Genomic DNA, 16,654 nt, shown 5'->3' on the forward strand with positions numbered 1-16,654 from the left:
TGTGCCTATGGTTGATGTTATATTAAAGAAAGGCAAAGAAAAAGCTGTACTGCAACGCCATCCCTGGGTGTTCTCGGGCGCTATTGAGCGTGTTAAGGGTAAGCCGGTAAACGGCGAGGTAGTAAAGCTGGTATCTGCCCAGGGCTTGTTTATGGCCTATGGCTTTTATAACGATAAATCGCGCGTGGCGGTGAGGCTGCTGGAATGGAATGAAGAAGCGGCTATTGATGAAGCCTGGTTTCGTAGCAAAGTGGCGGATGCCGTTAATGCCCGCCGCCATGTACTGGCTGATGGCAGCACTAATACCTGCCGATTGATATTCAGCGAAGCTGATTACCTGCCGGGACTCATCGTTGACAAATACGCCGACCACCTGGCCGTGCAGGTGCTCACCTCGGGTATTGAAAACAACCTGCCGGTTATTATTGACGAACTACAAAAACTGCTCAAACCCAAAAGCATTTTTGATAAAAGCGATGCCTCATCGCGGCAGCATGAGGGCCTTACAACTGATAATAAACTGCTTTGGGGTACACAACCACCCGAATTGGTTGAAGTTAAAGAGAACGGCATTACTTACGGCATCAACATCGCCGAAGGACAAAAATCAGGCTTTTACTGCGACCAGCGGGATAACCGCCGCATACTGGCATCATATGCTAAAGGCAAAAAGGTGTTGGATTGCTTTTCGTACACCGGCGGCTTTACGCTCAATAGTTTAAAAAGCGAGGCGGCTTCGGTTACCAGCGTAGATAGCTCTGCCCTGGCTGTTGAAACGCTGAATGAAAATATAAGGCTGAATGGGTTTGACGCTGAAAAAAACCAGGCCATTAAGGCTGATGTGAATAGCCAGTTGCGTCGCTTTAAGGATGAAGGCGAAAAGTTTGATGTAATTGTGCTCGATCCGCCTAAATACGCGCCATCACGTTCCGCGTTGAATAAGGCATCGCGCGCTTACAAGGATCTGAACCGTATGGCTATGTTGCTGCTTAACAATGGCGGCCTGCTGGCTACCTTTTCTTGCTCCGGCGCTATGGATCTGGAAACTTTTAAGCAGGTATTGGCCTGGGCCGCGCTCGATGCGGGCAAGCAGGTGCAATTTATCCACCAGTTTTGCCAGCCCGAAGACCATCCCGTTCGCTCATCATTCCCCGAAGGCGAGTATTTAAAGGGATTACTCTGCAGGGTGTTTTAATATTCACCCCTCCTGTTTGTGAGGGGTGAATGCCATCTAATCTGTTATAAGTTAACCCGGCTATGCTGCGCGGGGATTTCAACATCCTTAAAGCCTTTTTCTCTCAGCTTTTCGGCAAAGGTTTGCTGTACATCATATTCGCCGTGTACCAAAAATAGTTTTTTAACAAGTGCCGGGTCCTGGCAGGATACAAAGTGTAGTAAGTCCTCATAATCGCCATGGGCGCTCATTGATTTAATTACCTCCACATCCGCGTTTACCTGGTATTGCTCACCAAAAATGTACACTTCACGGTCGCCGTGCATCAGGTGGCCGCCCAGTGAGTTAGGCTCACAGTACCCTACAATCAAAATAGTGTTCTTTTTATTGTTGATGTTGTTTTTAATATGATGCTTTACCCTGCCTGCTTCGGCCATGCCGGATGAGGAGATGATCACACACGGCCGCGGATCATTGTTCAGGGCGATAGATTCCTCTGTCGACTCGATAAACCGCAGGCCTTTGAACGCGAAGGGGTCATCATCAACCTTCATCACTTCCTTAACGTCGTTATTGTATACTTCCGGGTGATCTTTTAGTACTTGCGTAGCTTGCAGCGACAGTGGGCTATCCACATAATAAGGCACATCAGGTAATACGCCGCGCAGTTCAAGCGCGTTAAGGGCATACAGCAGTTCCTGCGTGCGGCCAACGCTAAACGCCGGGATAATTACCTTGCCGTTTTTACGCTCGCAGGTATTACGTATTACTTCCAGCAGGGCATCCTCGATAGGGCCAATATCCTTGTGCAGTGAATCGCCGTAGGTTGATTCCAGCAAAATATACTCAGCCTGCGGAAAAGGCTGCGGGCTTTTAAGCAGCAGATCGCCGTAACGGCCTACATCACCACTAAAGGTTATTCGGGTTTCTTTGGCTTCTTCCAATATGGTCAGGTGCACGGCCGCGCTGCCCACCACGTGCCCGGCATCGGTAAGGGTGAATTTTATGCGTGGCGATATCTCATACTCCTCATCGTATTCAACCACCTTAAACTGGCGCATGGCGGCCATGGCATCTTCCTCATTATATAAAGGCTCTATTAACTTTTGCCCTTTGCTTTGGCGATGGCGGTTGCTGTATTCCGCATCCTGTGTTTGTATACGTGCCGAATCCATCAATAGAATACGCGCGAGGTTCATGGTTGGCGGGGTGCAAAATATCGGGCCGCTAAAACCTTCGGCTATCAGGCGGGGTATTAAACCGCAATGGTCAATATGCGCGTGCGATAGTATCATGTAATCAACCTTTTGGGGGTTAAAGCCAAAATGCTCGTTCATGTCTTCGGTATGCTCGCCTAAACCCTGAAACATGCCGCAATCAAGCAGCAGGCTGGTGCCATCATTTAATTCTATAATGTGTTTGCTGCCGGTTACATTACGTGCAGCTCCGTGAAATACAATATGCATTATGCAGGTATAAATAGTGTGTGAGTAAAACGGCGGCGGGGTTAAAATGTTTAATTATAAAAAATAACTAAAAAATTAGTTGCAAATATGAATAACAACTAATATCTTAGTTTTAAATTAATCAGCGGATGAAATTTTTCATATACATAGTTTTAATGCTTGCCCCGGTATTTTTAAATGCTCAACCCAAAGCGATGACTTTTGAGGATGCCGCCGCGCAGGGGCTAACTGTTGAAAAGCTGGACAAGCAGTATACCAGCGCCGTGCATACCGATACCACCAAAGCCACTTTCAATGGCCAACGACAGCGCGATTTTTACAACGCTTATGTTGCCATGCTTACTGAACTGGCTGCTTACTTAAAGGATAATGGTTTTGCCTGGGGGCAACCAACAAAAGTAATACACCGCATTTATTTTGAGCCGGATGGCAAAATAGATTACTACCTTGTAAATGTAAAGGCGCTTGATAACGACCCGGTTAAAAAGGAAAAGTTTATCGCCTTGTTAAATAAGTTTGTACAATACCACAAAATAAATATAACCGCTGATAACAAGTTCGCGCAATGCGGACCGGCCATTTATCAGGATAAGCAATAGGAAAAAGATATGGAATTTAAAGAGTTAACACGAGCCGAAGAACAGATAATGCAAGTATTGTGGCAGTTGAAAAAGGGATATGTAAAGGATGTGATAGAACTGTTGCCTGAGCCAAAACCGGCATACAATACAGTGTCAACCATCATCAGGATACTGGAAACCAAGGGCTTTGTGGGGCATACCGCTTATGGCAAAAGCCACGAGTACCACCCGGTGATCAGCAAGGAGCAGTACCAGGATTTCGCGTCGGACAAGTTGCTGAGCGGTTACTTTAACAACTCGGTTAACAGCATGCTCTCATTTTTTGTAAAAAAGGAAAAGATAAACCTCAAAGAGGCAGACGAGATAATGAAACTGATTGAAAAACTAAAAAAATAAACGTTATGAACTGGTGGCAATATTTAATACTGGCAAACCTGTATTTAGGGTTGTTTTATGGGTTTTATGCACTGTTGCTTCGTAAAGAAACATTTTTTCAGCTTAACCGTGTGTACCTGGTTACATCGGCAGCCATATCATTCCTGCTGCCGCTGATACAGGCCGACTGGGTGCAAAATTTGTTTATTACCCGGCAGGTAAAGCAGGTTATTTATGAAGCGCCGGTTATTGCGCTCCAGTACTCGGGTAAAACCGAAACCGATTTTTTGAGCATCGGGCATTTGATAGCCTACGCTTACCTCGCAGGGTTGCTTGCATTCGCCATCAGGTTTACCTGGCAACTGGCCAGCCTGCAAAGGCTTATCAGCAAACATACGACGGGTGCGTACTCCTTCTTCAAAAAAGTACAGGTAAGCGGCGAACTGTCAGAACATGAGGTGGTATCGGCACATGAGCATGTGCATGCCCGCCAATGGCACTCGGCAGACGTTATGCTGATCGAGATCATCAGTATCATCAACTGGTTTAACCCGGTTGTTTACCTGTACCGCAAGGCTGTTAAACATACACACGAGTTTATTGCCGACAGGCAGGTAATTGATGCAGGTGCGGATAAGGCCGGTTACGCCATGCTGCTGCTCAATCAAACCTTTAATGCCCCGGTACACAATTTAGTTAACCCCTTTTTTAATCACAGTCTTTTAAAACAACGTATCATGATGTTACAAAAAAACAGGTCGCAGCGCGTTAAGCTGCTTAAATACGGCCTTTCTGCCCCATTGTTTGTGCTGATGCTGATCCTGTCATCGGCCACTATAAATGATAATAAAACCGTATTGGCCATCAACAAAAAGGCCGAGAAAATGCTGGAAAAACCGGTAGCTGAAGTGGTGCCGACAGAATACGTTACCATTGATGCGCCCAAGGCAAAGGAAGCTACGCCGGTTAGTGAAGATCTGAAGATCGCGAATGCCCCAACATTAACCGGTAAATCTAAAGTATTGGAAATTAAACTTGATACAGTTCCCAAAGCCGACAAGGAAGTATTTACTCAGGTTGAGCAACAACCCGAATTTCCGGGTGGCTTGAAAGCTTTTGGAAAATACCTTCAAACTAGTATAAAATATCCTGCAGAGGACGTAAAAAATAAAGCTTCGGGTAAGGTATTTGTTCAGTTTATTGTAGAGGAAGATGGAGCATTGAACAACGTACATGTACTACGGGGAATATCTGAAACAATCAACGCCGAAGCGGTAAGGGTGTTAAAGGCCTCACCTAAATGGACCCCGGGAAAACAAAATGGCCACTCGGTGCGGGTACAGTATACTGTACCAATAGCATTTAATCTTCCGTCGGCAGATAATGCTGTTAAAGAAAGCGAAAAACAAGGTACCCTGATACCCGGCAATGGCGACGACGACAACCAGGCCGCCATAGCTATTAAAGGTGAAAAGATTAAAGGAAAGGTTGACGATATAGTGGTAGTAGGTTTTTCATCAAGGGATACCTCTAAAATAGGTAAAGGGTTTACCATCAGAGGAGGTAAAACCGATATGAAAAACGTAAAGTATTATCTGGACGGTAAAGAGATGACCGAAAAAGAGATAAAAGACCTTAATCCGAATACCATAAAAAGCATTGATGTAATTAAAGATTCCAGCAAAAAGCCAGGCGAAAAAGATTATGCAAAAGTCTTGGTTACCAGCAAATAATGTCAGTTAAATTAATAGTTCGTACTAAACCTACCCTCACATTAAAAGCCACCTATTTACCAATGGGTGGCTTTTAAGTTGCCCCGCATTCTAAAATAAAAACAAAATAATTTATACTGGTCTATTTTTCGAACCAGGTAAACGGAAATGTCTTAAGGGACTCAGCAAATTAAGATTAACTCGTCTTGAATCATTGATGTTTTGAATATGTCGTTTTAAGTTGTCACAATACTTAAATTTGAAGCGTCTGTTTATCAAAACCTATTCATGCAAATAATTAGAGTGAACGTTGCCCTATACCTACTAACGTTTTTTACCCCATACCTTTCCTCCGCCCAGGTAAACCCCGATTCTGTCCGTAAATTGGTCAAGGAGCAAATGCTTGTTCGAAATATACCTGGATTACAGGTCGCTATTGTCAGAGGTAACAAGCTATGGTTCTCCGAAGCCTTTGGAATAGCTAACATTGAGCATCAAATACCGGTAACCCATGAAACTTTATTTTCTATCAACTCCGCTACTAAAGCTTTTACCGGTGTTGCTGTTATGCAACTGGCCGAAGAAGGGAAAATAGATTTGATGCAGCCAATAAGTCGATATCTGGATAGACTTCCCTTACTATGGAAAAATATCAAAGTTAAAAGCTTACTTAATCATACCTCCGGAATACCCGATTTTATGAATGTCAAAAATGGTGGCTACATTCAGGGTCTGCCTTATGCACAAGCTTTTAAAGCAGCGCGCAATTTACCCATGGAGTTTGAAGAAGGAAAAAAACCTCTTACAATCAAACCAATTATGTTCTTTTAGGACAGATAATTGAAAAATTAAGCGGTAAGCATTTCGAAGAGTTCGTTAAAGAACGTCAGTTCGTACCTGCGGGGATGACGGTCGCAGGCTTTGGTGATTCCAGAGACGTCATTCCTAACAAAGCACCAACATACGCTGTATCCAGGGTCACAGAAAGGAATTTTTTAAAGGGAAAAACATTAGAGCGAACCTGGGAGGAATTTCCAGAGCTAAGGTCAACCGCGGGAATCAATTGTACTGCAACAGAGCTTGCGCAGTGGATTATCGCTCTGCAATCCGAAAAACTATTAAGATCACCAAACAGCTTAAAACAGATGTGGGCAGTCGGAAAACTTAATGATGGCAGCTATGGAGGCTGGACATTGGGATGGGTGGCGAAAAGAAATGTAGCCCCGCGAGCTGTAGCAGGAATAGGCGGCTCCAGGTCTTGGTTCTATATATACCCGGATCATGACTTGAGCGTAATTGTGCTCACTAATATGAAGTCCGTTGGGCCGGAAAATTTGGCGTCAGAGATAGCAGGTCTTTTTTATCCCGAGCTTAAAGCGGCCAATGGTGGAAACCTTTCAGACCCGCTGATACCATTATATCGACTGTCATCAACAAAACGATACAAGGACCTAAACGCAGCCTATGATCATTTGAGATCCAAACAAACTGGTTATAAAATCCCAGAACGTGATCTTGTTAACTGGGCCTATTCCGTATTGTTGTTGGATAAACGGCCAGATGAAGCATTACCCATATTTCGCTTGCTTTTGAGGCTTTATCCAACCAGTGTTGATGGAAAAGAAGGATTAGAAGCCGCTACTAATAGTTTAACTAACAAATAATCGTTCTACGGTGATGGTCTCACTGAAACGAAGCGTTTTTAGGATAAAATCATAGACCTTTGGATTGTCAGATCGCTATTGTATTTTTAATTAGTGACAAATCAAAATGCATTTGATAGCTTTGATGATTTATGGAAAAACAACTGCATATACTTAACGGCGATGCTATGCTGCATGGCTTTAATAATACCGGGCTTGACGGTGATGTACTGATATGGCGCGAAATACTCTCTGAGGGGCCGGTTATAGCAGACATATCATCGGCTAAATTTTGGGAGTTGCGGATAGAATGGATCGGCAAACAATTTAATGAACCGGCAGAGGCTTATAAAACCAAGGTGGTTGATGAAATTGGCAAACTCAATAATCCTTACAGCGAAATAACTTTATGGTTTGAGTCCGATCTGCATTGCCAGGTTAACCTGTTGGGCGCGCTTAACCTGCTGCGCCTGCAAAGTAATTTAAGTGAGCCTGCCCTATACCTGGTCTGCCCGGCGGAATATCCCGGCAAGCCTGATTTTAAGGGGTTGGGTGAACTGACCGGCAGTGAACTTGATTACCTGTATGACAGCATCCGTGTGCAATTAACAGCGTATGATTTTACCCTTGCCGCCGAAGCCTGGACAGCTTATTGCACCGGCGAGGCCGATAAAATTGAGGCGTTTGTAAATGATACCGTTTTTTGGGCTAACCTGCCTTTACTTAAACCGGCGCTTGAGGCGCACCTTAAACGCCTGCATGTTAACAGCGAGGGATTGAATTATATTGAACAGCAACTACTGGATATTTACAACAGCGGTAAAACTATCAAGCCGGAGATCTATGCCGCTTTTTGGGCACAAAATAGCATTTATGGTATGGGCGATACCGCTATCGATCAATACCTTGACAGTTTGCAGCAAAAAGGATTGATCAATATTTAGTCACCCGCTGCAATGGCCGGGGAACGGTCGCTTTCGTTCTTGATACGGTCAATAGCGGTAATTATATATAAATAGTGCTTACCCTTTATCACCGTGGTATCCTCATAAAACAGGTCGGTACTGTATTGTATGCGGATGATGTTTTTGGGGTCGTTAATATCGGTACGTTCACCATCCTCAAAACGGTAAATCACATAGCCGTATACCGGCTCGTTATCACGGGCGGTAACAGGCTCCTGCCAGTTCAGATACATGCCCTTAGCCGATGGCTTAACGGTAAGGTTACGCGGTACTTTAGGTGCTACAGAATCAAGCCAAAGCATAACCGGTGGCAATGCCGGGTGCCGGTAATACGTGGTTCGCAGCGAGTCAGCAATGCCCAGCGGGTTGCTGATTAATGAATTTGAACTGAAATATACACTGCCCTGCACACGCGGGTTATTACGCAAATAATTGATCTGCTTAGGCAGTTCGGCCGGGTTGCGGAAAGCCGCTGTTTTACGCTCGAGCAAGCGGTATGGTGCCTGCCCTATATACAGGTGGCGGTTATTGGTATTGTTGCTCCACCAGTCGGCAAGCTTATCAAACGCCGCCGCGCGGTTGCCAATAGGCCAGTACAGTTGCGGGTTAATATAATCCAGCCAGCCCTCACGTATCCATTTGCGGCTATCGGCATATTGCTCGTAATAGGATGAGCCGCCACTGGTTTCAGAACCTTCAGGGTTTTGATACTTGTTGGCCCATATACCAAACGGACTGATGCCAAACTTCATAGTTGGTTTGTGGGCATGTATACTGTCATTCAGCATTTTAATCAATACATCCACATTATTGCGCCGCCATTCTTTAACATCGGTAAAACCGGTACCGTATTTCTCAAACGCTTCCTGATCGTTTATGCGCTGCCCGGCAATAGGGTAGGGGTAAAAATAATCATCGAGGTGAATGCCATCCACATCATAATTATCAACCACATTTAATATCACGCGAACTATATATTCACGCACCTCGGGTATGCCGGGGTTAAACAGCTTGATGCCGCCGTAGGTAAAAAACCACTCGGGTTTTAGGCGGGTAATATGATCGCTGGCTACAGCATTAAAATTTTTATCAAAGGTGGCGCGGTAAGGGTTAAACCAGGCATGCAGTTCCATACCACGCTTGTGGGCCTCGGTTATGGCAAACTCCAGCGGATCGTAAGATGGGGAAGGTGCCCGGCCCTGCTGCCCAGTGAGGTATTTTGACCAGGGCTCAAAGCTCTTGGCATAAAAGGCATCGGCAGCAGGCCTTACCTGTAACATTACCGCGTTTATACCGGTTTCCTGATGCTCATCAAGCAGGTTCAATAGCTCTGTTTTTTGCTTTTCGGGTAAAGAGCGCGAGCTGCTGGGCCAGTCAATGTTCACCACGGTAGCTATCCATACCCCCCTGAACTCTCGTTTAGGGTCGGGTTTATAGGTATCGGGTATACTCAATTCGTGGGCCGGCTGTGCCAATGCACTTAAACACGACAGCAACGATAATATATACAATACAGCAACGGAGTAGATACGCATCAAAAAACGGTTTATCAATTAATCTGCAAAGATATAAACTGCGCGTACGTAGTTTTATTATTACAGATAATAAATCGGCTGTTTTTGTGTTTTATGCTTATTGTACTTATTTTAGCGGGGAAACAATGCCTCACATAGCGGTATTATTAACAGTAATAATTACAAAAAGCATTAAGTAATAGTTACATGCCACAGCCGATAGCCTTTTAAAGGCCGCGCGTTTAAACTAACTTATTTATGGAGAACCAGTCTGAACAACCAGTAAAAAAGAATTCAAACGTTATTTATTTTTTGATCATTGTGGTGATCGCCCTGCTGGGTACTGATGTATACCTGTACCTGCAAAAAAACAAATCGGATACGCGCGTGGTGTATGTTAACGATGAAAAAACCCGCCTGCAAACCGAGTTGGACAGCTTGGAAGCACAAATAGAACTGGTTAACAGTTCAAAAACAAAACTATCTGCCGAGTTACAGGCCAAGAATGACTCATTGCAAACCAAGATAAAGGTTTTAAGGTCTGAACTGGCTAAAGGCAAACTTTCCGCAGGCGAGCTGGCTAAGGCACGTGAGGATGTTAAGCAACTCCGTTACTTTGTGACCAAGTACACCGCCGATATTGAGGAGCTTAAAAAGCAAAACTCTACGCTATTGGTTGAGCGCGATACGCTGAAATCAAACCTGGCAGCCGTATCAGAAAAAGCCACAACGCTCGAAAAGCAAAACCAAGAGCTGAGCACCAAGGTACAGCAAGCGGCCGCCCTTAAATTATCTGCCGTAGAGGTAGTGGCTTATAAGGTAAAAGACAATGGTAAGGAGTCGGACGTAACCAAGGCTAAAACAGCGAAAAAATTCAAGATCAATTTTACACTGGTACCTAACGGCGTAGCCGCTAAAGCACTGCATGATGTATATGTACGTGTAATTGACCCGACCGGAAACCTGATCACCTCCGCAGATACCGGTAACTTTAGTGCCGACGATCAGGAGATGCAATACAGCTACAAAACCGCTATTGATTTTAGGGATGATGGCAGTGCTTATACTATTGATTGGTTTAACCCTGTAGCCTTTCAAAAAGGCACCTACACCATTATGCTTTATTCAGATGGTTTCAGTATGGGAAAATCAAGCATTACTTTAAAATAAGGTAGATTGTCATATCGAAAAGGTATGAGGAGAAACCCGTCCGCGTTCATAACCGGGCGACAGATTTCTCGCTCTCGCTACAAAATGACGAATATATAAAAACGACAAAGGCCTTAGCTTATGCTGAGGACTTTGTCGTTTTATGTTGATTCGTATACCTGTTTAGTATGTTACTGAACACTATCGGCTGCAGGCAGGCTAAAGTAAAAGGTAGTGCCTACATTAAGCTCGGTTTCAAACCATACCTTGCCGCCGGCATTCTCAATAGAGTTTTTAATGAAGGCAAGCCCGAGGCCCGTACCCGAGCTTTTGGTGGTGAAATTGGGCTCGAATATCTTTTCGCGCATATTTTCAGGGATGCCGTTGCCATTATCCTTTATGCTGAGCAAAATGTTTTTGCTGGTGATCAGGTAACTCAAGTCAATCACGCCATGCCTGTCTAAAGGAGTAGCTTCTATGGCGTTTTTAAGCAGGTTGTTAAAGCAGCGCAGCAATTGGTCGCGGTCGGCGTTGATGGTGAAAGGCTGCTCCGGCGGCTGGTAATTTATGGTCAGGTTATCCATCTGCTTAAAAATGATCACGGCCTGGTTAAGCACCTCAAAAATATTAAGTTGCACCATTTTGGTATCGGGCATTTTAGCAAAAGCCGAAAACTCTGATGCGATGGACGACAGGCTTTCTATCTGCTCAACAAATGATTTACTGAAACGCTCGAATTTCTGGTCAAACTTAGGATCCTTATCCTTCCATGATTTATCCAGCAACTGCAAGCCCAGCTTTAGCGGTGTAAGCGGATTTTTGATCTCGTGCGCCACCTGCTTGGCCATTTCGCGCCAGGCACTCTCCCTTTCAGATTGAGCCAATTTTTGTGCGCTGTTCTCCAGCGCGGCTATCATTTTGTTATACTCTTTTACCAGTGCGCCTATCTCGTCATCACGGTCCCATTTAATAGGCTCATTCTTTTTACCGTAAATTATACGGCCCAGGTTGCTCTGTATAAAGTTAAGCGGGGCGGTTATCTGCCGGGCAATAATCACAGCCAGCAAACCAATAGCGATGAATACCAGCGCGTAAACGTTTATCATGGCGTTAAGCAACGCGCCAACCTGCGCCTTATAATCAACCTCGTTTGAAAAATAAGGCAATTGCAAATAAGCCACCGTTACCTGCTTGTTGTTTTTTAATGGCGCGTAAACTGATTTATAACGCAGCTCACCTATCTGCTCATCATTTACATATTCAGATTTTTGCAGCTTGCTCATGTAAATAAAGGCCTTGGCATTCATGCGCCTAACGTGCAGGCCAAACTCGTATATTTTGGGCTGGGTGCTGATAAGCGGTACACCCTGCAGGTTAAAAAGGGTAAGGTCGGCAGAATAAGTTTTGGCCAGCTCGTCAAAATCGCTCAGCTTTTCGTTATTGATGTTATTAATGTACTTATTAAACTGCCCGTCTTCAAACGCGGCTGTAATACGGGCAATCTTTCCGCGTATCATTTCTTCCTGCTGCGAGTTATATTGCGTGCTGATGAAGAGGAAAGTTATAAAGCCCACAATAATCAGGGTAAACACAACCGCCAGTATCATGGAGAACTGGATGCGGGTTTTGTAAAGTATCTTATCAAAATTGATGCGGAAACCCCACTTGATCCGGTTATCACTAACATATAATATACGGATGCGCAGCCATAGCCAACGCACCAGCACAATCAGTAAACTAAACAGCAGCAGCAATACAAAAAAGAAGGTAAGCGAGGTTACGCCAAAAAACAGCAGGTTTTCGCTTTTGCTAACTATAATTACATTACGTTTTGATGCTTTATACACCAGGTGGTTATGGCGCGAGAACACACGGTACCACTCAGGGTAAATGCTGTTGGTAGTTATAAAGTGATAGTTGTTAAGCGGCGCATCAAAAGTTTTGTTTACAATATCATAAACATAGCTGCCGCTTTGCGATACCAGCCGCCCGTCAGTATAAAAAGCGTAGGAGTAATCCTTAAAATCGTTTGATTCGTTATTAATTCCTTCAACCAGCAACTCTGGGAAAGAATGGGGTGTGTTAAGCGCTTTTGACCGCAGTTCAATCACCATTGACCCTTTGTTAACGCCTAATTTTACAGGTACTATAGCGAAGTAATTTTGTGAGCCGAATGATTCATTTTCGCGGTAAAAATAACGCGATACTTTAAAGGAGCTGTACATCACCAGGTCCTTAAACACACTCAGCGAGTAGCTGCTATCGGCCAGCAGGGGCTTATCGGCGTTATCAAATTGATGTACGCTAAGCTCATAGCGAGACAGGTAGCCATCAAAGTAGAGTTTTTGCAAACGGGTTTTAAGCATACCGGCCTGTCCGTTTTTGCCAAAGCCTTGTTGAATGGCAGCATCATTTAATATGCGGTTTTCAAGCTTGCTGAGAGATAAGTTAACGTTGGTATCATCAGGTACCAAAAGTTTTTTGATGAGCAGTTTGCGTTGCTCTATTTCTTTAGCCGACTGAAACGTATTCAGCTCCAAAGATGATATAATGGCTCCAACAAGAACCATCATTAATAATGTTACGGCTGATAAGCGCCCGTCGGCATAGCGGTAGCCATACGCCCTGATCAGCACCATTACCGCCATCAGCAGAAAAAAGCTGTTATATGTTCTCAGCCAGGTATACAAAACGGTAGCAATCGCTATGCCCAATAAAAAGATAAAGGTTTTGTGCGCGTTTGATATAGGCAGCCTGATGCAGATTTTTATAAATGCATCATTAATGAGATAAAATATCAGGAACGCGAAACAAAGTACAGCCAGGCCAAGTATGCTAAGGCTGCCGAGGTTAAGCACGTTGGTAACATCAAAATTAATGTTGGAGTTAATAATGAGCCCCTCAAACAAAACCAGCAACCAGGCCGACATGCTGATGATAAATGTCGTACAGCATAACAACACCACGTAACTGCCGGCACGGCTTTTTATATTGTTGAGCAGGTAATTGCGGTTTACATAAATAAACGCCGAAAACCAGGTGGTGAACAGTATGTTGATACAAAAATCGCCGAGGGATGGAAATACCGCGTCAGACGCGTAGTGTGATGGGTTAAACAGGTCGAGCTTAAAGGTAAAGTCAGGCCAGCAAAAATGCAGGTTAATAAACCTTAACAGCACAATAAATGATGATAGCAGTAATATAGATAGCAGCGCCTTGCCCCTTCGCGCCATTTGCAGGCAAAAATCATTAACCAGCAGGCACAGCACTAAAAAAGCGAAAAACCATACCGTAAGTTCCGAGTAAAAAAAGCGGCTGTTAACCGCGTTGGCCTTTAGCTTTACGCCAAAAAGATACTGCCCGCTGATGCTGTGTATGGGGTAAAATTGCTTATCGGTAAAATCGGCCAGGTCAATAATGTTATCATCATCGCTCAGCAATTGCTTATCAAACCCGTTACGCAGATACTTATTTTGAAAGGTGTAATTTATTTTTACCGGGAAAAAGAAAACTGCCGAAAAACTGCCCTGATCTTTGCGAATAGCCTCGTAATAGCCGTTAGCCTGTTTGATAAAGGATCGCCCCGGTTTTATACGGGCCGGATTTTGCGGCAGCACCTTAACGCCGCTCCAAAAAGATAAGCGGCCGGTATCAAGCGTAATAAACCATATATGTTGTTTTACAGTATAATCAGTAATCAGCTTTAAGGCTAACTGATTATTACCCGGTAAACCTTTAAGCTGGTTAAACTTTGCCGTATCTTCAATAATATCCTTTATAAAACTTTCTTTATCGTGGATATTATCTTCGAGTATTTTGGCGGTTTGCTCAAGCGTGCGGCCGGGTGTGTAGGAGTGTGGTAATATAATGGCCGTAACAAATAAGCTTACTGTAAGTAAGGCCAGCAGCAAGCGTATTTTTACCCTGTAACTCAAATTAATATATTTTTTGGCAGATAAATTTAGTAACAGCAAAGCCACTTAATGAGTGGCTTTGCTCTATGTATTAATTAATGGCAGCGCTCGCTGTGGCTACGCCGCGGTCAACCTTTTTAACGAGGCCTTGCAATACATTGCCCGGCCCTACTTCGGTAAACGAGGTAGCACCATCCTCCAGCATGTGCTTAACGGTTTGTGTCCAGCGTACGGCACCGGTAAGCTGTGCTATCAGGTTTTCTTTAATCTTTTCAGGCTCGGTGTAAGGTTTGGCGTCTATATTTTGGTAGATAGGGCAAACCGGTGCCTGAATATTGGTTGCTATAATGGCAGCTTCTAACTCCACACGTGCCGATTCCATCAAAGGCGAGTGGAAGGCTCCGCCTACGTTAAGTTTTAGCGCGCGCTTGGCACCCGCGGCGGTCAGTTTTTCGCAGGCTGCATCAACACCGGCTATGGTGCCTGATATAACCAGTTGGCCCGGGCAGTTGTAATTAGCCGGAACCACCACATCGCTCACCTGCTGGCAAATATCCTCAACCGTAAAATCATCCAGCCCTAAAATAGCGGCCATGGTTGATGGTTGCAGTTCACAGGCTTTTTGCATGGCATTGGCGCGGGCGGCAACTAATCTTAAACCATCCTCAAAACTTAAAGCTCCGGCCGATACCAGTGCCGAAAACTCGCCTAATGAGTGGCCAGCAACCATATCAGGCTTAAAGCTATCGCCCAAACCCTTGGCTAAAATAACCGAGTGTAAAAATATGGCCGGCTGCGTTACGCGGGTTTGTTTCAGGTCCTCATCGGTACCGCTGAACATAATGTCGGTAATGCTGAAGCCTAAAATATCGTTAGCTTTTTCAAAAAGCGCGCGTGCTTCGTCTGATGATTCGTACAGGTCTTTACCCATACCTACAAACTGTGCGCCTTGTCCTGGAAAAATGTATGCGTTCATGGTGTATTATATTAGTGAGTGGTTAGTGGTTAGTAGTGAATATATAAATTATTTTTACTCACAATTCACTACTAACCACTCCCCAAATTAACTCAATCTCGATGAAATAAGATTTAAAAATTCGGTACGTGTTTTATCCTGCAAAAAAGCCCCTGTAAATGCCGATGTGGTGGTTACCGAGTTTTGCTTTTGTACGCCGCGCATGCTCATGCACATGTGGCGGCACTCAATTACTACACCTACACCTATAGGGTTAAGCGTTTGCTGTATGCAATCGCGTATCTCATTGGTCAGGCGCTCCTGCACCTGCAGGCGGCGGGCGAACACATCAACTATACGTGGTATTTTGCTCAGGCCAACTACATAACCGTTAGGAATGTAGGCTATGTGCGCCTTGCCTAAAAACGGCAACATGTGGTGTTCGCACATGGAGTATACCTCAATATCCTTAACTACAACCATCTGGCTGTAATCCTCTTTAAACATGGCCGATTTGAGTATCTCCTCTGCATTCAAATCATAACCATGCGTTAGGTAAAGCATGGCCTTAGCCATGCGCTCAGGTGTTTTAAGCAAACCTTCGCGACCCGGATGCTCGCCGATCAGTTTAAGTACTTCGTGATAATGGCCTTTAAGGCTGTCTATCAGTTCGGGGTTGTAGCGGTCTATTTTTTCGTAACCGTCAACGTCATCATCGCGGTCGGGTATGTGGCGGGTGTTATCCATCAGTATATATTATTCGCCAAAGTACTCGGCGGAGTTGTTTTCGGTTTCGTGCAGGCGTACCGAGTGCAGAAAAACGCCCTCGAAAGCCTCAATAGGTGCTTTAAGCTGGTTAAATATTTCGATACACAGCAACTCGGTTGATGCCATTTTGCCCTGCATAAAGTCAACATCCTTATTCAGGTTCTTATGGTCGAGCTTTTCAACAATATATTCCTGAATAATGGCTTTCAGATCCTTCAGATCCATTAAATAACCGGTAGCGTAGCTTATTTCGCCTTTTATGGTTACAAAAAGGTTATAATTATGGCCATGCCAGTTAGGGTTAGCGCATTTGCCAAATACCTCGGCATTTTTTTCTTCGCTCCACTCATCCCTGTACATGCGATGGGCGGCGTTAAAATGTTCTCTGCGCGTTATATAAATCATCATAATAATTGTGGGTGCAAATATACAAAACAA

12 protein-coding genes and 1 pseudogene are annotated in these 16,654 nt (G+C 44.4%); 7 read left to right on the top strand and 6 right to left on the bottom strand.

Going from position 1 to position 16,654, the window contains the following annotated elements; all coding sequences use genetic code 11:
* Nucleotides 1-7: 7 nt before the first annotated feature.
* Nucleotides 8-1,195, top strand: coding sequence for a class I SAM-dependent rRNA methyltransferase (locus AC3WJC_RS19295; protein WP_492400756.1), 1,188 nt, complete (start codon nt 8-10; stop codon nt 1,193-1,195).
* 44 nt (nt 1,196-1,239) lie between these two features.
* Here AC3WJC_RS19295 and AC3WJC_RS19300 read toward each other — a convergent pair whose 3' ends face one another.
* Nucleotides 1,240-2,640, bottom strand: a complete 1,401-nt coding sequence (locus tag AC3WJC_RS19300) for an MBL fold metallo-hydrolase RNA specificity domain-containing protein (protein ID WP_492400757.1) — start codon at nt 2,638-2,640, stop codon at nt 1,240-1,242.
* A gap of 128 nt (nt 2,641-2,768) precedes the next feature.
* On the opposite strand from AC3WJC_RS19300, the gene AC3WJC_RS19305 reads away from it, so the two are divergent.
* The 5 genes and pseudogenes from AC3WJC_RS19305 (at nt 2,769) to AC3WJC_RS19325 (ending at nt 7,895) form a co-directional block, all read left to right on the top strand.
* Nucleotides 2,769-3,239 carry a hypothetical protein gene (locus tag AC3WJC_RS19305; RefSeq protein ID WP_492400758.1) on the top strand — a complete coding sequence of 157 codons (471 nt, stop codon included), beginning with the start codon at nt 2,769-2,771 and terminating at the stop codon, nt 3,237-3,239.
* Between the two features lie 9 nt (nt 3,240-3,248).
* Entirely contained in the window at nt 3,249-3,617 is a 369-nt protein-coding gene (locus tag AC3WJC_RS19310; protein WP_492400759.1) for a BlaI/MecI/CopY family transcriptional regulator, read from the top strand.
* Between the two features lie 5 nt (nt 3,618-3,622).
* Nucleotides 3,623-5,329: a TonB family protein gene (locus AC3WJC_RS19315; RefSeq protein WP_492400760.1), complete on the top strand. Its 1,707-nt coding sequence runs from the start codon at nt 3,623-3,625 to the stop codon at nt 5,327-5,329.
* A 378-nt stretch (nt 5,330-5,707) separates the two neighbouring features.
* A pseudogene (locus tag AC3WJC_RS19320) lies at nt 5,708-6,972 on the top strand (serine hydrolase domain-containing protein).
* A 131-nt stretch (nt 6,973-7,103) separates the two neighbouring features.
* A complete protein-coding gene (locus tag AC3WJC_RS19325; protein WP_492400761.1) occupies nt 7,104-7,895 on the top strand; it encodes a DUF1835 domain-containing protein in 792 nt (263 codons plus the stop codon).
* Here AC3WJC_RS19325 and AC3WJC_RS19330 read toward each other — a convergent pair.
* The gene (locus AC3WJC_RS19330; RefSeq protein WP_492400762.1) at nt 7,892-9,451 is read right to left on the bottom strand and encodes a glycoside hydrolase family 10-like protein; all 1,560 of its coding nucleotides are present in this window, start codon (nt 9,449-9,451) and stop codon (nt 7,892-7,894) included. The genes AC3WJC_RS19325 and AC3WJC_RS19330 overlap by 4 nt on opposite strands.
* A gap of 237 nt (nt 9,452-9,688) precedes the next feature.
* Between AC3WJC_RS19330 and AC3WJC_RS19335 the strand changes: the two genes are divergently transcribed.
* On the top strand, nt 9,689-10,600 hold the full coding sequence (locus tag AC3WJC_RS19335) for a DUF8428 domain-containing protein (RefSeq protein ID WP_492400763.1): 912 nt from the start codon (nt 9,689-9,691) through the stop codon (nt 10,598-10,600).
* A 170-nt stretch (nt 10,601-10,770) separates the two neighbouring features.
* Here the strand turns inward: AC3WJC_RS19335 and AC3WJC_RS19340 are convergent, their stop codons facing one another.
* The 4 genes from AC3WJC_RS19340 to AC3WJC_RS19355 form a co-directional block, all read right to left on the bottom strand.
* Entirely contained in the window at nt 10,771-14,514 is a 3,744-nt protein-coding gene (locus AC3WJC_RS19340) for a sensor histidine kinase (protein WP_492400764.1), read from the bottom strand.
* A 70-nt stretch (nt 14,515-14,584) separates the two neighbouring features.
* On the bottom strand, nt 14,585-15,469 hold the full coding sequence (gene fabD / locus AC3WJC_RS19345) for an ACP S-malonyltransferase (protein ID WP_492400765.1): 885 nt from the start codon (nt 15,467-15,469) through the stop codon (nt 14,585-14,587).
* A gap of 87 nt (nt 15,470-15,556) precedes the next feature.
* On the bottom strand, nt 15,557-16,195 hold the full coding sequence (gene folE / locus AC3WJC_RS19350) for a GTP cyclohydrolase I FolE (RefSeq protein WP_492400766.1): 639 nt from the start codon (nt 16,193-16,195) through the stop codon (nt 15,557-15,559).
* Nucleotides 16,196-16,204: 9 nt separating this feature from the next.
* On the bottom strand, nt 16,205-16,621 hold the full coding sequence (locus AC3WJC_RS19355; RefSeq protein ID WP_228953683.1) for a 6-pyruvoyl trahydropterin synthase family protein: 417 nt from the start codon (nt 16,619-16,621) through the stop codon (nt 16,205-16,207).
* Nucleotides 16,622-16,654: the final 33 nt, after the last annotated feature.

The sequence above is a fragment of the Mucilaginibacter sp. FW306-07-L genome, assembly GCF_058782065.1.